The following is a 22,815-nucleotide window of genomic DNA, read 5'->3' as shown; positions in this document are numbered from 1 at the left end:
TGTAGCAGAGCGATCTCTCAACGTATGAGTTAGTGAAAATCGTTCTTCCGAGCAGAAAAGGGCGGGTGTCATGGGGTATGTACCGAATTGGCCGCGAACCCGCACGGGGCGAACATTACCTCGCAACACCGCGCATCTTGTTGGAAGCCTCCCACGGTCGGTCGGCTTCGGCCTCGGCTTCGTTGCAACGTCTGCCTGGGGCGCCCTCCTCTGCTGGATTGCCTATACGATCACGGCCCTCGCGACGTGACGATGTCGACGCTTCTCATCATTTAGGGATTTTAGGTCTGCTTTGCTTGGATTGACGCCATAGGCCGAGGGCTCTTCCGTCAGTTATCACATGTTTTACCTCAGCATTGCAGGACTCGGAATTGCGATCGGTCTCACGCTTCGTTGGCCAGGCCTGGTAATCGTTATCTCGATCTTTGCGATCGCATTGGGCGTCGCTGCCGCCATTCATCGCGAACCGTTGTCTGAAACATTGGTCAGGGCCGGCGCGACGTTCTTCGTCCTGAACGTGACGTTCTTCGTCGGCTCGCTGATCCGGGCGGTTCTTCCGTCGATCCTGTCGCGCAGACGCTGACTCGTTTTGCGCGCCAGCCGTTCTCTGCCCCGTGCGATCGTCGCAATGCCGGCTTCCGCGGATCCGGGCCCTGCACCGCTACAGGAATCGATGGCGGCTCGAGCGCCCCGATCTAGCGAGCGGCCTCCGCGAAGGTGAACGCGACGTTCACGGCTTCCGGTGGGCCTTCGCCCGTACCCTTCCCGGCATAGATTCCGATCTTCAGATAGGACGTGGTCGGCTGCGGCTTGCCACGCACCCGGTATGCGTCGGCAAGGAGATCGACATACTCGTAGCCGGTCGGAATGTCCGCCCGGTCCACCAGCATCTTGCCGTCGATCCAGACGGCGATGCGGCCGCGGTCACCGTGGCCGTCGACGACGATCAGATCCAGGGCGTGGTCTCTGCCGAGCTCGATATCCGGGATCCTCCCGAGGATGCGCATCGGTGAGTAGGTTGTTTGCTCTCCGCGGCCCGTCTCCCCACGCACCTGGAGGTATGGCCTGCCGGTTGCCGGGTCGGAAAGAAGGTCGAGAGAGAACATGGGCGACGCATTGACGAAACTCCCGTCCGCACGTCGCGTATCCGCCTGATGGATCTGCACGATCGAGCACCATTCTGCGCCGACGAAGACCGATTTCGGATCGATGTTGAACGTCCCGGTCAGCCGGATTTCCTGGCCTTTGCTAAACGGTGTCAGCCCGACCAGCTCCGTTCGGATCTTGCGCGGCGGATCAAACGTGGCCCGCTCACCGGCTTTGGCAGAGAAACGATAGTTTCCCTCCAGCCCGACCTGAACCCGCTGCGTTTGAGTGGCCCATTTCAGACCAGCGATCGCGATCTCGGCGCCGATGGGCAGCTCTTGGAAACCGGAGGCGATCGCCGCAGGCGCCTTCGCTTCGGACTGGGGGGTGGCCGCAAGCGCCGTCATCTGGCGGAGCAAGGCCCTCGCAGCATCGAGATTGGCTTGAGCTTCCGAGAGCTCGGCCGAACTGGCCGTGCCAGCCGCTCGCATCTCGGTGAGATCGTTCTGCAGCTTCGCGAGCAGCCGCGCCAACTCGTCGACCTTTCGGCTTTCGGCAGGCCGTCGGCCTCGGTCTTCCCGACTGGTGGCGAAGTTGTCGGACGCCGAAGGCATTTCGCTCGCACCGCCGGGCGCGCCCTCGGCCGGTAGCCCGACGGAGGCCAGGAGAACGATGATCGGGGTACCGACCAGGACGGAAGAACGCTTGTACATGCAATCGTATCTCCGACATCCGCGGGGCGATGTTCGATTGTTATATGTCGATGTCCGAACGCAAAGCGATTTACTGCCGGCTTGCGGCATTGCTCGTCTTCCGGCGGCCAAGTCCTGAAGCGCGCGCGATCTGTGACCGCCGCGCCGCGTAGTGCGGTGCGACCATCGGATAGTCGTCAGGCAGCGCGTAACGCGCGCGGTAGCTATCCGGATCGAAGCCGAGGCTGGCCAGATGGGGCTTCAACGACTTGTAGGGCTTGCCGTCGATGAAGCTGATGAGCGCGTCCGGCGTGATCGATTCCTGGACCCGCTTGAGCTTTGCCTGCCCCTGGCTGCGGTCTCTGCCGGTCTCGATCGCCACGAGTGCACCATGCACGGCCTGGATGAGACTCAGCATCTCGGACGGTGAAGCGTAGTTCTTCAGAACGTAGGCCGAAACGATCTTCACGGTGGAATACAGTGGCGCCGTTCCGCGTTCTGTAGGCTCAGGCGCCATCGAGTCGTCTCCCCATCTAGCTCTATCGCAATACACGCATCGAAATCTTGAATTCTGATGGCCGAGTAAATCAGATCTGTAAATGCCAATATTTTAATATAAATTGTTTATTTAACGAAGCGCATCCGTCGGAAGCCCTAAAATTAGACCAAATACGGCGCTTTGATATGGCGAGACGTGAGCCGAGGCTTCGGCCGTAGAAAGCTATTCTTTCCAAATGAGCAGCTGAAAACATTGAAACCATAACTAGTCGAGCAAGAATCGTTCCTAAGTTTTGTTGCGATACGTCTCTCAATCGACTTTCCTGGGCGGCGGTCAGCGCTTCAATCGGCCGACCGCACCGGAAGGGGACCGGTTTCTGGCGCAAGCCGCCGAAGACGCTGTCGGGATCCGGCCGAAACGGCATGCAGGAGGGACACGTAGCCATCGACCATCCGCTCCTCGCTGAGGCCCTGGACGGACCGCACGGCTTGCGCTTGGAGACGCTCACGGATCGCCGGATCGGACGCCTTCATCAGGCAGTCGGCGAAAGCCTGCGAGTCCCCGACCGCGAACAGGAAGCCGTTGACGCCGTGCTCGACGATCTCGCTCGCCCCGCCGATGTCCGACATCAGCATCGGGACGCCGCTGGCTAGGAACTCGATGGCGGCCAGAGAGAATGTCTCGACGGCATCGCTGCAAAGGACGCCGCAATCGCAGGCGCTCATCCAGGGTCGGACATCGGATTGCTCGCCGGCGAAGATCACGAGCGAGTCGAGGTTGAGATCGCGCGCAAGACGCTCGGTCGAGGGGCGTGTCTCGCCGTCGCCGACGAACAGCACCTTGACCCGGGCACCGCGGTCATGCGCCTCGCGCACGACATCGAGCAGCTGCGCGTGGTTCTTCTCCGGCCGAAACGCCGCGACGAGGCCCACCAGGATCTCGTCATCGGCGACGTCGAGCCGTTGCCGCATCGCCACCCGCGCCGCAGGGTCGGCACCGAAGCGGTCGAGATCGATTCCGTTCTGAATGATGGCCTGTTTTCGGCACCAGAGCCACCGCGCCCGCCAGTAGGATGCTTGGTTCCGGCTCACGTAGACCAGTGCGTCGGCAAGACCGAGGCCGACCCGAAAGAGCGGTAGCCGGATCTGGTCCGACGGCCGCAGGATCGTCGTGTGGAAGACGCATACGATCTTCGCGCGCGTGCCGAGCGCGAGCCGCAGGAAAGCGGCGCTGATCAGGGGGGCCTGGTTGACGCAGACGACGATGTTCGCGTCGGAGCGTCTCAGCGCCCGCCACAGGCTGACCCAGCCGGACAGGGACGACATCCCCTTCACGTTGAGCTGCTCGGCATCCTCCGCGCCCGGCAGTGCCGCGATGACCTCCGATCGCCGCGAGCCGACCGCAAGCAGCGATGTCGGGAAACCTCGCCGCGCGAGAGCCGCCCTGACGGTGACGGTATGGCGCTCGGCCCCGCCGACGCTCAGGCCGGCGACCAGGAACAACACCTTCGCCTGATCAGGCACCGGCGTGGGCGAGGCCGACCAGAGGTCGTTCAGACGCGACGCCATATGCCGAAGGAAAGCCTGTGATCTGGGGACAATCATGAGGGCTGCCTGGATGAACGGGGGCCGAAACGGGATGAGGTCTCGAAGTTTGGATAAGCGGTGCGGTTGGCAGACGCACGGACCCGTCGTGCTGCGCCTGCGGGCGCCGGGGCAGCACCGCTTCCGACGAGATGCGCCCTACACCGCGGCATCGGCGGACCCCGCGCGCTTGCTCAGGCCACCGACGCCTCGATCGCGGTGCCGGCGCAGCTCCTGGAGGACCGTGCAGCGCTCCGACAGGGCGATCGCGTATTCCGCGAAGTGCGGGGCGAACAGAACGACCCTCTGAACAGACAATATCGCCTCCCCATCGTATTACGACGGCTCGTGTCGCAGGAACTTTGGCCAGATCAGCAGGATGAGGTAGAAGGCCACGTAGAGCGCGCAGGCTAGGCCGGTCGTCAGAACGGTTCTCTCGCCGAGCGGCCGGACCAGGAAATCGGCGCCGGCCGCCAATGGAAGAGATGCGAGCGGCGGCAGGGCGTCCCGCCACGTTGCCGGGAAGAAGCCGAAGATCCGAAAGACGAGCGTGGATCTCGCGACATTCACCGTCGCGAAGGCGAGCGCCACGGACGCCGCGCATCCGGCCTGATCGTAGATCGGAATCAACAGACAGCAGGACGCGACGAGTACGACGACCCCACCGAGCAGGACGCCGAATTCCAGCCTATGCCGCCCGGTCATGGACAGGCAGAAACCGAGCGGCGCGAAGATCGCGCTCAGAAGATGCCCGAACGCGATGAGGCCGGCGACGGCCGGCTGGAAGGCGAAGGATTTTCCGAACAGCAAATCCAGATGGCTGCCGAAATAGGCGACGCCGCCGAACACGAACCCCGCCACGAGGGAGGATTGCTGGGCATAGCGTCGGTAGATCGCCCGCAGCCCCTCCATGTCATCGCGCTCGTAGGCAGCAGCGACCTGCGGGCCGATTTTTTGGCTCGCAGCGAGGGGATAGAGCTGAACGAGTTGCGCCACCGCGCTCAGTGCCGAGTACTCGCCGACCGCCTTCGCGGTGCTGAACGCCCCGAGCAGCAGCACGTCGACCAGGCGCAGCGCGCTGTAGATCAGCGTGCTGCCGGCAAACCAGATCGAAACGGACAGGATCTCGATCGCTCGCCGGGCCCCGTACCGGACGTCCTCGATCACCTGCGGCATCGGAATCCGCGCCTGCAGACGGCGGCGGAAATGCAGGAGCGTTCCGACATAGCTCAGTACGAGCTGCGCAATATTGATCAGGACCACCGTGAGGACGGTCGGGGACAGCTGCAGCACCGTTCCGACGAGCAGGACTCGGACCAGCGACTGCACACCGATCGTCAGGAGGGAGTACGCGCCGAAGCGGGACTCGGCCTTGTAGACGCTGCCAAGCAACGAAAGGTCTGCTGCGACGGGAACGACGAGCAGCGATAGCCCCAAAAGAACTATAAAATCAGGATATTTGTAGACATAATGCGAGACTGCATAATCGTAAGGTAAAAGAATGCAGATCAACAAGCCAATATTGATGCAAAGGCAGACGGACCGCATGAATCCGAGCGTTCCCCGGATCTCCCGACCCTGTGCCCTCTGAACGCCATAGAAGCGCAGGAGCCAGATCTCCAGACCGAGCGGACCGATGATCGAGGCAATCGTGAAGGTGTTCCGAACGAGATTCGAGATTCCGTACTGCTCGACGCCGATCGCACGCGCGATCATGACCCCGGTGAGGAACGTCGCGATCTGCTGGAATATCTGTGCGGCGACAGCGAGGAGGACATCCGATTTCGCCCGGGCGGCGCGCATGAGTCTCTGCGACACGGTTTTCGCGCGATCGGCCACGTCGACGAAGAAAGATGCTCCGATAATACTATAGGCCGGCATCAAATCGACAGCTCCATGCACGAAGACAAAAAGGCCGCCTAGAATGTCGATAGATCACATTATATACATGCCAGAAAATAGATAGATTGGAAATACGTATCATAGTTCTGAAATCCGGAAATAATATCAGATGCCGAGTTTCTATCCGCCCTCAGCTTGTTCGACCGGCTCATCAGTAAATTCGAGGCCGATAATTCGCAGAAGATCATTGCGGGTGCGCTTGCACCCGTCAAGGCATACACCGCGATGCGGATCACTCGGGCTTCCGCGCTACAGATCTTCCGCTTCGATACTCAGCCACAACGAAGCGGCGTACTCCGACGGAACCAGGCTTAAGTGCGCACGCGAACTAGCAAACCACCATTCGTCGAGGCCACTCGCATTCATGCCTTCCGTGTGCCGAGACATCTTCGACCATCCGATGGTCGCCTTCGGCACCGGAGTAACGGCTTGCCGGACCCGAAACCGAGAAATGCTCCTCTGACCAGGATTCCAACGATCAGGACGGTAATCAGCACTGTATCTGCTGCCGAAACTTGCCCCAGAACCAGACCAGAACCGGCATGTTAACAATTTTTTAACGTTCTCAGCCCCATCAGTCATCGACTGATCTCGCGATTCTATTTCCGAGGACCACGATGCTTGCGATCGCCGCAGCCGCCCTGACCGCCGGCTCGATCACCGTCGCAGTGATCGCTCCCCTCAACCTGCTGTTCGCCGTAGCGCTCGGACCGGTCGTGGGAACCGGTACAGCGGTGCTCGCGGCAATCTTGGTGGCACGACGCCGGGGAGGTGACGAGCAGGGCGGCGCCGAACGCGACGAAGAAACGGACAGGATGGTGGCCGCTCTCCGAGAGATGAGCCATCGAGCTCCGGATCCGTCCCTTTCGCCGACCGGAGTCCATTCGCACTCGCACGCAGCATAGGGCGCGCCTGGATGTCCGGCGCTGCCGGGACGTCTCGGCCGGACGGCCTCGAAGGCAGGCCGTGAGCCTGATGCGACGAGCGAAAGGCCTCAGGTTCGATGCTGCCGGACGTTCGCTGCAAGTGGGCTCAACTGCGCCTGCGATGTGCGGCTCCCGAGCCAGAACACATTGCTCCCCGGATTCGACACCGAGCAAGGGCAGGCCACGGCTCACCGACGCCGGTCAGGAGAGGGCCACAATGCAAACCTATGCCGCTTGATTACGACGTGAATCGTTTCGCCCGCCACTAACTTGGCCCCGCCATCCTGACATCAGAAGCGAACTGCAAAGCTTGAGATAAGCGAGCGATGTGCACTGCAGCGAATCATCGACGCAGGCATAAATTCGCACATATTATTTTTGCGACACCTGTCTCGTTGTCTGTCGAAGCTTTCAGACTATCACAATATTCCCATAATAAAAAATATGTTGATAATCAATAAATACGTACGTATGCTCACGCTACAATCAAAACTACACCGCAAGTAGTTTAATGCAAAATATATCTGAAACAAAAACCAAACAATACGTCAAGAAAGCGGGGCCAGATGGCAAGCGGAAGTACGAAATCCTTTTGGGAACAGACATCTGGCAGTCCCTGGAGCATTCAGCGCACCGGCGATAGGATCGTGTTCGAAGTTCGCGGCGGAGATCGGTGGATAAACGATCCAAGCTCGAAGAACAGATCCGAGATACTGGAAAATAAATTTCATCTGAATGGCTCGACGATTAACGTAGACTATAACTTCGAAGTACAACCCGGGCAGCGAAACACAGCAGGCTGGCTGGTTTTGGGGCAGTTCCACCAGAATGACTATCCCGGAGCGCCGGCCATCTCGCCGCCCTTCCAGATCCAGCTCAGCGGTGAGCGGATGGTGATCTATGTCGGCTACAACGGGGGCAACGGCAGCCCCGTTTACAAGCCGGTCTACATGGACAAGGCCGACATCGTCCGCGGCCACGATTACAGCATGAACGTCACCGCCAAGTTCGATCCTGCGGGCAACGGCTATCTCAGCGTTACCCGCGACGGACAGGAGATCGTCTCCTATCGCGGCCCGATGGGCTACTCGACGCAGAGCAGCGTCTACTGGAAGGAAGGCATCTACCGGGCTGCCGCGCCGGAGACCATGGCTGTCTCCTACACGCTGCCGACGATCACCGAGGGAACGGCGGGGGGCTCACCCGTCACCTCGCCGGAACCCTCGACGCCGCTGGAGCCCGTGACGCCTTCCGTGCCCATCGTCGTACCGCCGGTGTCCTCGACACCGGACCCTCAATCCCCGGGCGGTTCGGACCTGCCGGGTCCGCTACCGGGCACCCCGTCCAATGGATCCGCGAGCACGGCCCCCATCACGATCAACGATGGAAGCGGATCCAACGTGATCGCCGGCGCTGCCGGAAACGATACCCTGCGGGGCAACGATGGGAACGACACGCTGATCGGGGGCGCCGGCAACGATTACCTGTCGGGCGGCGCGGGAGACGATGTGCTCATCGGCGGCGCGGGCGCCGACACGATGTACGGCGGCGCGGGCGCAAACCGATACGTGTTCCAGAATGTCGAAGACGCGCCCGTCACCGGTGCCATGGATGTGGTGGAATTCTGGAACGGGAGCGCGAGCGGAAGCAAGATCGATGTCTCGGCCATCGATGCGAACACGCTGATCACCGGCCGGCAAGGATTCACGTTCGTCGGGAACGCTGCATTCTCCGGGACCGCGGGCGAGTTGCGCACCGAGAGGAGCTCGCAGGCCGGCTGCCTCCTGGTGACGGCCGACGTGAACGGCGACCGGACCGCGGACATGCGCATCCTCGTGGGTGCGCCGTCTCTCTCGGCCGGCGATTTCGTGCTCGGGAGCTGAGGGTCGTCCTGCACGATCCGGCACGCGCGCTCGCGCCTCCGCCCAATCCGGGCGGAGGCCAGGACCGATGCATCTTCGAGGACGCAGCTCCTCTGGTACGGTCGCGGCCGCGCGGAACTACATGAACTTGTCGAGGAACACGAAGCGGTCGCTTCTGATGGTCGATGAGCGCAGATGGCTGCTGTCCCGATAGTAGGGAATTCCCTTTCCATCGAGGGTCGGGCAATGGCGCTCGACGCAGAGAAACTCCATCGGGTCGAGAAGGGTCGCGCCGACGTTGTCTGCCAAGCCCTTGAGCTTGGCGCGAATCGCATCGTAATCTTCGAACAGCACGTCGATCTCGATATCGTTCACGCCCTGCGCGGCACGGCCGAGAAACGTGTTCTTTACGAGGACCGACGGCACGTCCACCTTGCTGTAGGGGAACGGAAGCACGACGGTCAGTGACTTTCCACCGGCTCTGATCTGACGCAGACGAACCTGCATGGCGTCGAGTGCACCGCCAAGCAACGGCAAGACTTCCTCGCTGGTTCTCGCAACGGCACAGCCATTCTTGCCAATAAAACAGACATTCTTTGATTCAATTTTGAAGTAATTATACCACATCGACACGAACATGACGTGATCGAAATCCGAAGATTCGGCGTATTTCAACGCCTTGTCGATGAACGTGTCGCAGCGAAAGCCGACGCCGGTGCGATTGATGTTGACGATCGGTGGACAGCCGGCCGACGTCACGAATGTGAATCCGCGTGTGGGATCGTTATCGCTGATTTCGCGGGCGCGGCTGAAGAGCTGTTGGGCGAAGGAATCGCCTATGATGAGGGTCCTGCGACCGCGCCGCGCGCCGACGTGGCAGGGACGGAGCTCCTCGCTGAAACTCAGCCCATTGCACGTGCCGCTCGGGTAATCCCAATCGCCCATCGCCAAGCGCGAGGCGCGGAAGACCTCAAGGTTCTCGGGCTGCCGCCACTCCCCGCCATTCGTCAGTGCGATTCCGGCGGCACTCGTCCCGACCAGGAGAAAGGCCGCGCCGAACGCGACCCGGCCGTAGGTCCCGATCTTCGCCTCCCACAAGCGCCGGATGGATTCGGCGGACGCCAAATGCGCTAAGAGCGTGCATCCGGCCATGATCGCGGCGATCAGGCAGAAGCTCGTCACGGCCGGCCAGGGCAGTGCGAGGTATTCGACGCCGACGATCACCGGCCAATGCGCGAGATAGATGCCGTAGGACCAGAGGCCGGTCCAGATGACGGCAGGGTTGCGATAAAGAGGCAGGCCGTCGTCGCGCGCAGCGATAACCATGACGGCGCCGACGACCGGCAGAAGACAGCCGAAGGACGGCCAGGGCGTCAGGGAATCGTAGATGAGAAACGATGCGCCGATCAGACAGAGACCGATCAGGCCGAACGGTCTCTTGAAGCGCTGCGGCAGATCGATCGGCGAAAGCGCGACCGCTCCGCCGGCGAGCATCTCCCAGGCGCGGGTCGGAAGAAGGAAGAAGGCGCTTGCCGGCCGGACGCCGGCCAAGACGACCGACAGGGCAAACGATAGCAGGATCGCGATTTTGATCGAAGTCCCAACCCGCCGTCGCGTTCGAAAAACGCGATACAGCAAATACATCGCCGGCGGGTAGAGAAGGTAGAATTGCCATTCTACCGACAACGACCACGTATGCAAAAACCATTTTTCATTCGCGCCGATATCGAAATATCCGACCTGCTTCCACAGATTAATATTTGATACAAATAAGAGCGAATAGACAGCAGATCTTGCCATCTCTTCGTATTTGATGGGGTCGACCCAAAAATATCCGAAAATAAGTACGGCCGAGCAGGTTGCCAGCAGGCCTGGAACGATGCGTCGCACACGAGCCGCATAGAAGCGGGCAAAACTAAATTTTCGCCCCTCGATACCGTCCGCGATGATCTTCGTCATCAGGAAGCCCGAGAGCACGAAGAAGACATCGACGCCGGAGAAGCCGCCGGACAGCAGGTTGATTTTCAGGTGAAACGCCACGACCCCCGCGACGGCGATCGCCCGAAGGGCATTCAGATCCAACCGGTGGGTCATCGACGCCCCTCGTCCTAACGCTAAATGGCGCGTCTTGCTGTCGCCGTAACGAGATTCCGCAGCGAGAGCGGTGCCGTCGCATGGGCTGACTGAACAGCGCATCGAAACACGATAATCAGTCTTATCCGGCATGTCTGATTATAGTCAATCGAACAATGTCTGTTTTGTATTTGATATGCTTGGATGGAAACTGCATACTTCTTCGCGATGACGGCCGCCGCTACTCTCGGAAGTCCGAAGTACGATCTCCCTGGCGGACTCCAATTTACGGTATCTCGAATTGCTAGTTCGATCCGGCACCATGGCCGAGATGCAACCTTGGCCGGACAGTCTGTATGGACGATCTTGATCGCCTGCAGAATTCTGTGGTCGGCGGCTCTAGAGCCGTACCCGACCCGATTGCATCGGGCCGGCGTCTCTAAGCCATTATTGTGAAGCGCTTTCTTTTGACCAACCGGCAACCACTTGGTCGGCAAGCGTTCTAAAGCACGCTCTCACAACGGGGGTCTATTTCGTGACGCGATATCTCGGCCCCGCGAAGATACTCGCTCTGGCGCTCATTCCGGTGTTCGCCGGCATCTACTTCTATGTCTTCAAAGATCTCACGGCCGTGGTCGGCGGGGACGTGCCGAGCTACATCAATCTCGATCCGTCGCGGCCGGTGGGATACGGCGCCTTCCTCAATGGGGCATTCAAGCTTGGCTTCGGCCTCAACGCGATTCCCATGATCCAGGCGGCGTTCCTCCTGGGCTGCCTGTGGGTCACAGCCTGTGCTTGGACGGCTTGCACGGGTCGGTTTGCCCTGGCGCTCGTTTGGCAGGGGCTGACCATGGCAAACGTTCTGCTCGTGCAATCGAGCGTCTACCCCATTCCGGATGCGGTCAGCGCCGCGCTGATCATGCTCGCGCTCGCTTCTTGGATCGGGATGGCCGCGCACTACTCGCGAACGCGCCTGTGTGTGCTGCTGCTCGTCTGCGGCATTGCTGGTCTTTTCCGGCCAACCAATCTCATTCTTCTGGTTGTCACCGGGGGCATGCTGATGTGCCTCCCGGGATTGCTCCGAAGGGAAAGGCTCATCGCGTTGGGAGCCGCCGCCGCGGTCAGCGTACTGACCTTGGCAGCTTCGCCGGCGTTCTACTTTCATCGCTACGGCTCGGTGGCGACCTCGAGCCCAGCGGCGAGAGGGCTGTTGCAGAAGACCTTGTTCACCGACTGGGCCCCGGACGCGGCCGCCACGCGATGCGGCGGGGAGGTGATCGAGACCGCAACGCATGATGTCGTCAGGTATCTCGGGGCAACCCCCCCGCTGGAGCGATCTGTTCTGGAAGACAAGTACAGCAACTATCTCCGTTTTTCCGTGATCATTCCGGAACTTCAGAGCAAATTCCACACCACAAGCGAGGGCGAAATCAATAGCATTCTCGCATGCTACGTCAGCGCCAGGATGAAACAGGACCCGCTTCATTTCGTAACGCGCTTTGCCGGCGATTATCTGCGCCTCGGGCTCTATCTCGTCTTCGTCGATGCCCAGCAGCGCGCGCAGTACGAGACGTTCGTGGCGGCCAACCCTCCCCCGCAGCCTGCCGCATCGGTCAGGCTCGGCGATCAGCTCTCCGGAGGCTTCTCTCAGGCCGGCATGGTCCGGCCATCCGATGTCCGCTCCGACGATGCCACCAATCTGTTCGATCCACCTCTCGCGCGAGCGACGCTGCCGCTGCTCCTCCTGCGAGTCTTTCAGGCGGTCGCCCTAGCGATCAGTGCAGTCTTTTTGATCCGGTTCCTCCTCGAGATCGTTCGGCTGACGCGGACGACCAGCGACATCGTCATGGTGTGGTCGGCCCTTGTCCTTCAACTGAATACCATCGCCACGGCCGTGTTCGAGGTTCCATTGCCCCGCTACATGACGCCGCTTTGGCCGCTCAGCGTTGCCGTCGTTCTTCTCGCTGGCTGGATGGCGATACCTCTGGTCCGCGCGTCCGTCCTCCGCCTCGGTGCGTCGGCAGGGCGATCCGCCCTCGCACTTCAACCGAGATAATAGCCCGCAGCCGCATCGATGGGGGCCATCACTAATTTTCTCGATCGAGATCGATGACCGGGAAGTGATGGACAGGGAATTTGCGCTGCTCCTATCTTTCGATCCGTAGATTTTTAAGTTCGTCTGAATTTCTAAACCAGCTTGCGAGGCGAAATGTCCAATGCAAGAAGCAGTTCGCTCGCATGGAGAATTGATATATTTTCAGGGATTAGACATGTTTTATAAGATAATATAGTCATGTTTTTCAATGGAAATTGAAATAGAATGTATAGAATTTGAAAGGCGAGCGCTGACTGAAAACGTCATCGGCAAATCTTGCTCTGGACATTGATGTAGAGGGATCGGAGCCGTGATCGAAAGGCGGATGCGTGTTCTCGTCGTTACCCCGCTCGGTGAAGGCGGTCGCGGCGGGATCGACAGGATGATGGATGAGATCCGGCCCTATGGGCAGTCCGCGGACTTTCGCGATCTCAGCGTCAAGTTCTGGGCCACGCGCGGCAACGGCCGCGGCCTTCGGGCAGCCGGAACCTACCTGGTCTTCCTCATCCGGCTGATCACGGTCTGTGTCTTTCGCAAACCGGACGTGGTGCACATCAATCTATCGTCCGGCGGAAGTGTGATCAGGAAGGCGGCGACCTGCGCCATATGTCGGGCTTTCGGCGTGCCATACATCGTCCACCTTCACGGCTCCCGGTTCCGGCAATACTGGAATGCGAGCGGTCCTGTCGTCGGACGCCTCATCGCATTCATTTTCACGAAATCGGATCGTGTGTTCGTCCTCGGTTCGGTCTGGCATGCCTTCGCGGCCGGCAAGCTGCCGCAGATCGCCGAGAAGCTCCACATTCTCCCCAATGCCTGCCGGCGCGGCGGTGCCGGCGAGAAGCCGAGCGCCTTCGTCCGCCTGATCTTCCTCGGTCAGGTCGGAGAGCGGAAGGGCACGTTCGATCTGATCGAGGCCCTGGCGCTGCTCCCGCCGGATTTGCGGTGGCAGGCCGTCCTTGCCGGCGACGGCGAGACGAAGCGCGCGAGCGCGCTGGCGAGGCAACACGGCCTGCAGGACAAGGTGCAAGTCCTCGGTTGGGTCGGACCAGATCGGATCAGAACCTTGCTGGGAAGCAGCCAGGTCCTCGTCCTGCCCTCCTACGACGAGAACCTGCCGATGTCGGTCATCGAGGCGATGGCCTGGGGGCTCGCGGTGATCACCACTCCCGTAGGCGCGGTCGAAGACATCATCGTCGACGGAGAGCGTGGCCTGCTAGTCTCGCCCGGCGATATCCGGACCCTGGCCGCTCGGCTCGAGCAGGTCATCTCGTCCGGTCCGATGCGCGAGACCCTCGGCCGAAACGCGCATGCCTTCTACGAGGAACATTTGAACATCGATCGCTATGCCACGAGGCTGCGCCACCACTGGATCGAGGTGGCCTCGGATCGCCGCGGTACCGCTGGGTCGGACAATCTGCTGCTGCAGGGAAATTGAATGTCCCTCAAGTGGTACATCGCCCGTATCCGGAGCATGAGCGTTCCCGAGATCGCCTTTCGTGTCGGCGAGCATGTCGAGCGATCGCGCATGCGCAGGAAATCGAAAGTCTTCGTCACGCCGCCGAAGCATCTCGAGCTGCGCAGGATCCCGGGATTCGAAGGTAGGGTAATCGGAAACGCGACCCCCGCCTTCCGCAAAAAACTGGACGTGGTCGTCGCGAATATTTTCGAAGGAAAGTTTTCAGCGCTCGGCGCCACCTGGCCGGACGCCGACCCCGAAGATCTCTTCCCCGAGAAGGGCTGGCGGATCGATCCGGGAACGGGCCTGTTATGGCCCGGATCGGATTCGTTCTCGTTCGATATCAAATACCGTCGCTCGGGAGAGCTCGGCGACATCAAGCACGTGTGGGAGAAAAACAGGCTTCAGTTCCTTCAGGCCTTGGCGGCAGCGGCCTCGCTCAATCACGATCGACGCGCATTGGCGGCCGTTGAGGACGCCATCGCCAGTTGGGAGCGCCATAACCCGCCCTATACCGGTGTCGGCTGGAACTCCGGGATCGAGGTGGCATTGCGCTGCGTCTCTCTGATCGTCGCCTACAACCTCTGCGCCGATCGACTGAGCGAGCGGACCAGGCGCCTGATCCTGGAAATCCTCTTGAGCAGCAGGGATTTCCTGGAGCGGTTCCCGTCGAAATTCAGTTCGGCCAACAATCACGCGATGGCCGAACATCTCGGGCTGCTGCTCATCGAGGCGACGGTCCGGAAAAAGGACGGCAATCTCCAGCGTGCTCGGCACCAGTATGAGCATATCGCGCGCGAAGCGGCCCTCCAGATTCTTCCCGACGGCACTCCGGCAGAGCAGTCGCCCACCTATGGTGCCTTCACCGCGGAGATGATCCTGTTCGGAAATTTCGTGGCGGACAAACTCGCACTCGGCGTCTCCGAGGTGGCGACGCAGCGACTGCTCGCCTTTGCCGGCTTCGTCGCAGCCATCTCAGAACCCGGTGGGTCGGTGCCCGCGATCGGGGACGACGACGAAGGTCGGGTTCTGACCCTCGATGCGGTGGCCGAACGCAGTTACGTCTGCTCCGTCGCCCAGACCATTCAAGCCGCCTACGACGATCTCGGCCCCTGCCACGAGACCGAGACCGAAGAACTGCGCAACGCTCTCTTCGGATGCTCCCGGCTTTCGCGGCAAACTGACCGGCGCCTGCAGACCTTCATGCAGGGTGGCTATACGGTGGTCACCGATCGGCAGGCAGGCCGCCATCTCCACCTCGTGATCGATCATGGTCCGCTGGGTTACCTCTCGATCGCGGCACACGGGCACGCCGACGCGAACGCCGTGGTCTTCAGCATCGACGGGGAAGCGGTTCTGTGCGACCCGGGAACCTACCTCTACCATGGCGGCGGCGCCTGGAGGACCTGGTTCCGCGGGACCGCGGCACACAACACGCTCTGTTTGGGCGGGGTCGATCAGAGCACGATCAGCGGCCCTTTCAACTGGGGGCATAAGGCGCATGCGAGCCTCGTCGAGAAGAGAGATGGAGAAAACTGGCGCGTTCGCGTCACGCATGACGGCTATCGGTCGCGTTTTGGCGTCGATCACGTGCGGACGATCGAAGCTGCTCCTTTCGGATTTGCGCTCATCGACGAACTTCAGCCCGGGCCCGGCCCGGAAGAAGCGAGTATCGCGTTCCAGTTTGCGCCTGGAATCGTGATCGACGACATGAAGACCGCTCTGGTGTTCTTGCGGGATGGTCGCCAGCTCGGGCGCTTGTCGTTCGATCGACCGGGGAATGTCACCGTCCAGGAAGGTGAAAACCGGATCGACGGAGGTTGGGTGTCGAACCGTTTCGGAGAAATGCGCCCCGCGCCGCGCGTCGTCTGGCGCGGACATTTGCCGTCGGGCGGTCTTCGGACCTCGTTCCAGCTCACGCCGGAAACGGCCGAGCCAGCCGCGCGCATGCGTGTGCTTGACGGCTTTCGCAGTTCCTAGATCACGCTGCGTTTTGATCTAATCGATCAAAACGCAGCGTGATCTAAAGCAGTTTCCGTGATCTTCGACTCACGGAAACTGCTCTCGCTCTTTGTGCAGTCGCATTTTCTTCACGCGAACCGGAAACCAGTTCGCTCGAAAATGCTCCAAGTGCCGCCCGCTCCCAAGGCCGTGTTGTGGTCGGCTGCGCAATCCCGACCAGCTCGGCCGTCGCGCTCAGGCCGACAATGCACTAACCTTCCAGCCGGACCACCGATGGAAGCTGGCCACCGCCGATTCAACCGCAAACGGCGTGGCAACGGTCTACCGTGGCTTCGATGTCTGACCAGCGCTAAAATTGGCGTCCGGATTGTTCGACTTCGACGCCCAGATGATGCTCTCGAAACCCCAGAGGGCCCATGTGCCGCGCATCACGGTTTTCGTTTTTCGGCTTTCCAACTCGTTGAGCAGTCCGCGCCAAGCGTGCTTGTAGGGGCGATAGCGCCGGGCATTGAAGTTGATGTACATGCTTGTACTCTTCAGCAGCTCAATAATCCTGGAAAAATCAGGTAGTTGCTGGTGCGTTGAATCGTCGTAGAAGTTGAGGGTGCCCTGGCGGCTTGGAAACTTAACGCTCGCCTCAGTCGGAAAGGCCAAGAACAGAGTTCCACCTGGCTTCAAACACGCGGCCATAGCCTTGATAACCCGGTCAGGCTCCTCACAATGCTCAATGTTATGCTGACTAAAGACAGCATCGAAGCGTCCTCGCCATTTCTCGATCGCCGCTGCGAACTCGTCGGAGGCCACGACCACGAACTCATCTGCGTTTTCAGTCGGCGGACGCGTATGTCGATAGTCACCCACGTCCAGACCGACGTAGTAGATGTCCGACCTTGCTTCCTTAAAAAGGCGTGGAGAGTCGTTCCCGCACCCCACGTCAAGCACCTTTGCTCCATGCGGCAGGCGTTTTAGAAAGTCGCTTCTATAGTAGCGGCGGAAAAATGCTTCACGAAGCATAGACTTAATCGCTCGCAACATCGATGTAGACCCTATGCAGCTTCGTGATGCGATGTCTCGCAGCCTTACGTGGAAGAAATGCGAGACGCGCGGCGCGCCTCGCGCTCAGCCGGCGCAGTATACCCCGGTACATGGGTCTTTTTACAAGGCGTTAGCAGGCCACGCCAGCCACGCAGCTGGCCAAGGTAGAGAGACATAACAACAGAACAGGCTGGCTCCAGAGATGGGCGGCGCCCCATAGCTTTCCTGCGATCGGGATCACGAAGCCGTGGGTCAGGTAGATGCTGTACGAGGCGTCGCCCAGCGCTTCGATGATTGGGGCAGTCGAGTTGTTGAGGAGCAGTAGAAGACGCGGCGCGCACAGAACAAGAGCGCAGACGGTCAGCCAAATCGGCCACTCCTAGCCCAGCGTTTGCGAGATAGAGACCCCAGCTTAACAAACGACTAGAGCATTTTTGAGCGAAGCGGTTTCCGGTTCGCGTGAAGAAAATGCGACAGCACAAAGAGATAGAGCCTTTTTCGCCGAGACGGACGCCGCGTTCGCGCAAGAACTCAGAGCGGATCGAAGATTTGTGACATCCTGCGAAACCAGCGTCGAATTCGGTGAAGCGTGCCGTGGTGCCACTCCGCGCCGTCTCGCTTGACGATCCAATGAACATAAAAAATCCGGTTTTTCGCCAACGAGCGATGACAACGGAGTTTGAATGGCCAAGCTTATGCCGAGAGTGAGATTTTTATAGACACGATAGATGACGGAAGGCGGTCCATCCTATCGATATATAATATTTTTACTCGCTGAAACAGCAGCTATGCCTATGAAAAATACTTGAGAGCCGTACACAATCCCAGCGCATCGGGCCGGCGTCTCTCAGCCTTTGCTGTGTCGCGCTTTCTTTCGGCCGACCGGTATCCACTTGGCCGGAAAGCGCTCGAGCGCGCTCGTGATCTAAGTGAAGCCGCGGCCGTGCCGGTGCATGAGCGACAAACAGGGAGCCGGTTGGTTTATCATATGAGCTTCATTTCACAGTTGCGTACTACGTACGATCATTTGAGAGTGCGAAGCTAAAAAAGCAACGTTACAGCGATAGGCATCGTCTCGCCTGATCAGCATGGGGAAACACGTTGACTGAATACTGCGGATGACAAATATTAAAAACTCGTAAACCGGGCGAAGGGACGTGCGATGAGCGTGGCTGAAGGGAGTTTCGCGACAGGCCAAAAATTCCCGAAGAATTGGCTGCGACTTTACGAGTCGATCAGACTTCCGACTGGTGAAAACTGCCGCGACAAAAATCTCTGGCTGGTCGATCCGACTGTGAACTTCTTCCAGACCCCCTTGTCCGCGGCAATGTCGAAGAACGGCATCCGGAACGATATCCTGATGCTGCTGGAGGATGGCGTCTACGACACCGGCCCCGCCGATACGGCTCGATCCGCTACGTCGTCCTTGCGACTGGACAATTACGACAACGCCGTGATCGTCTTGTCCGATGAGAAGGCTGCGCACGAGACCGCCGCAGCGGATATGTTTCAGGCGGTCGCTAAACATCGCCATTACTATATCGTCAGTCCTGCAACGCAGGACATGGCGCAGAGGGTCGACCTGAGGGCGATCCATTCGGACGCGTCGCAGAGTGCCGGCGCGCCAGCCTGCGCGACGAGCGTAAGAAAGCGAGCGCTGGATATTCTGTTTTCCGGTCTCGCCATCTTCTTTCTGTTGCCGCTTCTCTGCTTGATCGCGATTTCGGTGAAAGCCAGTTCGCGAGGGCCGGTGATCTTCAAGCAGGAAAGACAGGGCTTCGAGGGGAAAAAGTTTAGCATTCTGAAATTTCGGTCCATGAAAATCGTGCCCGACCAGGACGACGTCCGACAGGCGGTGAAGAACGACCCTCGGGTGACCCAGGTCGGTAGATGGCTGCGCAAAACCAGCCTTGACGAGTTACCACAGCTCTTCAATGTCCTCCGCGGTGACATGTCGATCGTTGGGCCGCGACCACATGCGGTGGTGCACGACGAATATTATTTGTCCCGCGTTGTCGGTTACGCACGGCGCCATCGCGTTAAGCCCGGTATTACCGGGTGGGCGCAGATCAGGGGCGCTCGCGGAGAAACACCGCGCATCGAGGATATGAAGAATCGCGTCGAACACGATATCTGGTACATCGAAAACTGGTCGTTTTCTTTGGATACCTTGATCATATTTTCGACGTTCCGATGCCTAGCCGGGAACGATAAAGCCTACTAGTTCCTAGTATCATTAAATCAATTTTCGATTTACAGGCCTTCTGCTTCTATGCCGGCATTGTCGTATTGTCTCCCGCTTGATGGGCGCCGGAACCGAGACCAGAGATCGACGCAGCATATTGCTGTCTAGAGCCGTATCCGATCTTGCTGCGTCGGGTCGGATACGGCTCTCAGGTTATATTTTGAAGCGCTTTCTTTCGATCGACCGGCATCCACTTGGTCGGAAAGCGCTCTAGGGAAAGCATCATGGCTCTTCTTTTCCGCACTCCTAAAAGTGTCGCCGCGCAGGCGGGCACGACCGCGCAGATTGGCCTTGCCTCCGACACGTTCAGCAATCTCGGCTCGAACCTGACCTACTCGGCCGTCCTCGGGGACGGGACGCCGCTGCCGTCGTGGATGACGTTCGACGGAGCCACCGGCGCGATCTCCATCTCGAACGCGTCGGTTGTCGGCAGCTACGACGTGCTGATCCGGGCGCAGGATTCCAATGGGACCAGTGCGCCGGCAGTCGAGCGCGTCGTCATTACCGGCGCTCTGAGCGTGGCGGATCCGCTGGCCGATCGGTCTTTCGCCTACGGGACCTCGTTTTCGTTCACGGTGCCTGCCGACACCTTCACCATGGCCGCGGGTCGGACCGTCCGCTATGACTACAATGCGCTCGCTGCCATCGACAGCCTGACCGCAGGGTACGTCGGCAGCAACTATGCCCAGACGTTCGTCTCGCGTCTGCGGGGTTTGTACGGCGATGGCGGCAGCGGCTACCAAGCCTTCACGAACAATCCGCCAATCGGCGTCGGGCATGTGTCCTCTGCTTCGAGCGGCGTCGCCTATCTCGCCGGCCCAACGGCCAATCCCGGGCTCGAGCAGTACAGCATCAACGGGCAGGGTATTAACGTCGCAGCAGCCTCCGCTTCGGACCGGTTCGTCTGGGATCCGAGTTCCGCCTGGGATACCGCGCGGGTCTACTACCTGCAGCAGCCCGATGGCGGCACGCTGACGATCCAGGGGGCAGGCACAAGTGCCCCGGTCACGGTCAGCACCGCGGGAGCCCTCGGCCTCCAGAGCGTCTTGATCCATGCGGATCGCGGGCAGAGCAACGACCAGATCACCGTCCAGGGCATGACCGGCCACGTGACCCTGTTCGGAGCCGATTTTCGCACGGATGCGGACGGCGCCAGCTTCTCCAACGTGGCCATCGCCGGCACCAGTCTCAGCAACTGGTCGAATCTGAACACCAGCTTCCGTCAGACCTGGTTCGGGGCGCTTGCGCCGCAAGCCTATCTGCTGGACGCAGGGATGAACGATCGCGGTGTCCTGTACGGGGCAAGCTACCAAACCCGGATCGACGGGATCCTCGACAACTTCGCCACCGCCTCGCCCGCGACCCAGATCGTTCTCGTCGGTCCGAACGACGTCGGAAGCAGCGGCCAGGTCTATCTCGACAATTACCGCTCGATCCTGGCTCAGGAGGCTGCGAGGCGGGGCTTGATCTACGTCGACGACAAGGGCGTTCTGGGCAGCTACGCGATGGCCGCCGCCGCCGGCTACATGGCGGATCAGATCCACCCGAACGCCGCCGGCAACGCCCTGCGGGCCGCGGCCTATCTGCGTGCACTCGGGTTCGATCCGAATGGGCCGACCGCCGGAACGGCGTCGTTCCTGAGTTCGGGCGCACCGACGGGGCTGGTCTACTCCGCGACATTGGCCTCCGGCGCCGCGCTCCCAAGCTGGCTGAGCTTCAACGCGAGTTCGGGCACGTTCTCCACGACCGGGCAGGCCGCCTCCGGCACCTATGCCGTGACGGTCATGGCCTCTACGACGGCCGGTCAGGTCTCATCCGACACGTTCGATCTCACGATCGGCGCGGCCACCGCATTGCCCGTTTTCCAGTCGGCCGCCGTGAACGGCGCCAGCCTGGTGCTGACCTACAGCAAGGCTCTCGACGCCACCAACATCCCGGCGGCCGGCGCCTTCGCCGTCACCGTGGGCGGCAGCGCCGTCGGCGTCAGCGGCGTCGCCGTCAACAGCACGGCCCAGACGGTCACGCTGACGCTGGCCGCGTCGGTGACGTCGGGTCAGGCTGTCACCGTCGCCTATACCGACCCGACAGCCGGCAACGACGTCCTCGCCGTCCAGGACCTCGCCGGAAACGACGCCGCCACGCTCGCGGCCCAGGGCGTGACCAACAGCACGCCAGGCTCGGCCGGCATCACCATCAACGACACCGATGCCGGCAACGTCATCAACGGCGGACCCGGCAACGACACGCTACGCGGCAACGGCGGCAACGACACCATCAACGGCGGGGACGGCAACGACTACATCTCAGGCGGTGCCGGCGACGACGTGCTGATTGGCGGCCCCGGCACCGACCAGCTCTACGGCGGCGCCGGCGCCGACCGCTTCGTATTCCAGAGCCTGGCCGATTTCGGTCCGGCCAGCGCACCCGATTTCATCGAACTGATCGCGGGCGACGGCGACCAGATCGACCTGTCGGCCATCGACGCCAACAGCCTGATCTTGGGCACGCAGGGCTTCACGTTCATCGGCACCGGGGCTTTCACCGGCCAAGCGGGCCAGTTGCGCTATCAGCGCGGCACGCAGGGCGGCACGCAGCTGGTGAGTGCGGACACGAACGGCGACAGCCAGCCGGATTTTCAGTTCGTCGTCGCCGCCCCGACCCTCGCCGCCGCCAACTTCATTCTCGGCAATACCGACACGACACCGCCAGTGTTCCAGTCGGCAAGCGTCAACGCCGCCAGCATGGTGCTGACGTACAACGAGGCTCTCAACGCCACCAACATCCCGGCCGGCGCCTTCGCCGTCACCGTGGCTGGGGGCGCCGTCGGTGTGAGCAGCGTTGCGGTCAACAGCACAGCCCAAACGGTCACCCTGACCCTGGCCGCGCCGGTAACGTCCGGCCAGGCGGTCACCGTGGCCTACACCGACCCGACAGCCGGCAACGACGCCCTCGCCGTCCAGGACCTCGCCGGCAATGACGCCGCCACGCTTGCGGCCCAGAGCGTCACCAACACGACGCCACCGCCGGCCGACACGACCCCACCGATGTTCCAGTCGGCCGCCGTGAACGGCGCCAACTTGGTGCTGACCTACAACGAGACTCTCGACGCCACCAACGTCCCGGCGGCCGGCGCCTTCGCCGTCACCGTGGGCGGCAGCGCCGTCGGCGTCAGCGGCGTCGCCGTCAACAGCGCGACCCAGACGGTCACCCTGACCCTGGCCGCGCCGGTGACCTCCGGTCAGGCGGTCACCGTGGCCTATACCGACCCGACCGCCGGCAACGACGCCCTCGCCGTCCAGGATCTCGCCGGCAACGATGCCGCCACCTTTGCAGCGCAGAGCGTCGCCAACGCCACGCCGGACACGACCCCGCCAATGTTCCAGTCGGCGAGCGTCA

General features: G+C 61.0%; 16 protein-coding genes. 8 read left to right on the top strand and 8 right to left on the bottom strand.

What is annotated here, in order from left to right:
- Positions 1-340 precede the first annotated feature (340 nt).
- Positions 341-583, top strand: coding sequence for a hypothetical protein (locus MFF07_RS21255; RefSeq protein ID WP_147817834.1), 243 nt, complete (start codon positions 341-343; stop codon positions 581-583).
- 112 nt (positions 584-695) lie between these two features.
- Here the strand turns inward: MFF07_RS21255 and MFF07_RS21250 are convergent, their stop codons facing one another.
- From MFF07_RS21250 to MFF07_RS21230, 5 genes are all read right to left on the bottom strand, one after another.
- The gene (locus MFF07_RS21250) at positions 696-1,799 is read right to left on the bottom strand and encodes a heparin lyase I family protein (RefSeq protein ID WP_187272563.1); all 1,104 of its coding nucleotides are present in this window, start codon (positions 1,797-1,799) and stop codon (positions 696-698) included.
- Between the two features lie 70 nt (positions 1,800-1,869).
- On the bottom strand, positions 1,870-2,295 hold the full coding sequence (locus MFF07_RS21245) for a Ros/MucR family transcriptional regulator (RefSeq protein WP_147817836.1): 426 nt from the start codon (positions 2,293-2,295) through the stop codon (positions 1,870-1,872).
- Positions 2,296-2,618: 323 nt separating this feature from the next.
- Positions 2,619-3,845: a glycosyltransferase gene (locus MFF07_RS21240; protein ID WP_187272564.1), complete on the bottom strand. Its 1,227-nt coding sequence runs from the start codon at positions 3,843-3,845 to the stop codon at positions 2,619-2,621.
- 174 nt (positions 3,846-4,019) lie between these two features.
- Positions 4,020-4,178 (bottom strand): hypothetical protein, encoded by a 159-nt coding sequence (locus tag MFF07_RS21235; RefSeq protein ID WP_187272565.1) that lies wholly within the window; start codon positions 4,176-4,178, stop codon positions 4,020-4,022.
- An 18-nt stretch (positions 4,179-4,196) separates the two neighbouring features.
- A complete protein-coding gene (locus MFF07_RS21230) occupies positions 4,197-5,678 on the bottom strand; it encodes a lipopolysaccharide biosynthesis protein (protein WP_238232825.1) in 1,482 nt (493 codons plus the stop codon).
- Positions 5,679-6,379: 701 nt separating this feature from the next.
- Between MFF07_RS21230 and MFF07_RS21225 the strand changes: the two genes are divergently transcribed.
- Together MFF07_RS21225 and MFF07_RS21220 are read left to right on the top strand one after the other, a co-directional pair.
- The gene (locus MFF07_RS21225) at positions 6,380-6,667 is read left to right on the top strand and encodes a hypothetical protein (protein ID WP_147817839.1); all 288 of its coding nucleotides are present in this window, start codon (positions 6,380-6,382) and stop codon (positions 6,665-6,667) included.
- Between the two features lie 587 nt (positions 6,668-7,254).
- On the top strand, positions 7,255-8,571 hold the full coding sequence (locus MFF07_RS21220; protein WP_147817840.1) for a heparin lyase I family protein: 1,317 nt from the start codon (positions 7,255-7,257) through the stop codon (positions 8,569-8,571).
- A 117-nt stretch (positions 8,572-8,688) separates the two neighbouring features.
- On the opposite strand, the gene MFF07_RS21215 is transcribed toward MFF07_RS21220, so the two are convergent.
- Entirely contained in the window at positions 8,689-10,644 is a 1,956-nt protein-coding gene (locus MFF07_RS21215) for an acyltransferase family protein (RefSeq protein ID WP_238232824.1), read from the bottom strand.
- 514 nt (positions 10,645-11,158) lie between these two features.
- Between MFF07_RS21215 and MFF07_RS21210 the strand changes: the two genes are divergently transcribed.
- The 3 genes from MFF07_RS21210 to MFF07_RS21200 all read left to right on the top strand — a co-directional run bounded on the left by MFF07_RS21210 (position 11,159) and on the right by MFF07_RS21200 (position 16,157).
- Complete coding sequence (locus MFF07_RS21210; RefSeq protein ID WP_147817842.1) at positions 11,159-12,679, top strand: hypothetical protein; 1,521 nt, start codon at positions 11,159-11,161, stop codon at positions 12,677-12,679.
- Between the two features lie 364 nt (positions 12,680-13,043).
- Entirely contained in the window at positions 13,044-14,156 is a 1,113-nt protein-coding gene (locus MFF07_RS21205; RefSeq protein WP_238232823.1) for a glycosyltransferase family 4 protein, read from the top strand.
- Positions 14,157-16,157: a heparinase II/III family protein gene (locus MFF07_RS21200; RefSeq protein WP_238232822.1), complete on the top strand. Its 2,001-nt coding sequence runs from the start codon at positions 14,157-14,159 to the stop codon at positions 16,155-16,157.
- Between the two features lie 303 nt (positions 16,158-16,460).
- Here MFF07_RS21200 and MFF07_RS21195 read toward each other — a convergent pair whose 3' ends face one another.
- On the bottom strand, positions 16,461-17,153 hold the full coding sequence (locus tag MFF07_RS21195) for a class I SAM-dependent methyltransferase (RefSeq protein WP_187272568.1): 693 nt from the start codon (positions 17,151-17,153) through the stop codon (positions 16,461-16,463).
- Positions 17,154-17,304: 151 nt separating this feature from the next.
- Positions 17,305-17,538, bottom strand: a complete 234-nt coding sequence (locus tag MFF07_RS22760; protein ID WP_373322411.1) for an acyltransferase family protein — start codon at positions 17,536-17,538, stop codon at positions 17,305-17,307.
- A 798-nt stretch (positions 17,539-18,336) separates the two neighbouring features.
- On the opposite strand from MFF07_RS22760, the gene MFF07_RS21190 reads away from it, so the two are divergent.
- Positions 18,337-19,398: an exopolysaccharide biosynthesis polyprenyl glycosylphosphotransferase gene (locus MFF07_RS21190; protein WP_210245140.1), complete on the top strand. Its 1,062-nt coding sequence runs from the start codon at positions 18,337-18,339 to the stop codon at positions 19,396-19,398.
- Positions 19,399-19,643: 245 nt separating this feature from the next.
- The coding region (locus MFF07_RS21185) for a SwmB domain-containing protein (protein WP_238232821.1) at positions 19,644-22,815 on the top strand (3,172 nt) is incomplete at its 3' end.

The sequence above is a fragment of the Methylobacterium thuringiense genome (genome assembly GCF_022179645.1).
Classification (GTDB): Bacteria; Pseudomonadota; Alphaproteobacteria; order Rhizobiales; family Beijerinckiaceae; genus Methylobacterium; species Methylobacterium thuringiense.
This window is presented reverse-complemented; position numbering and strand designations above follow the sequence as displayed.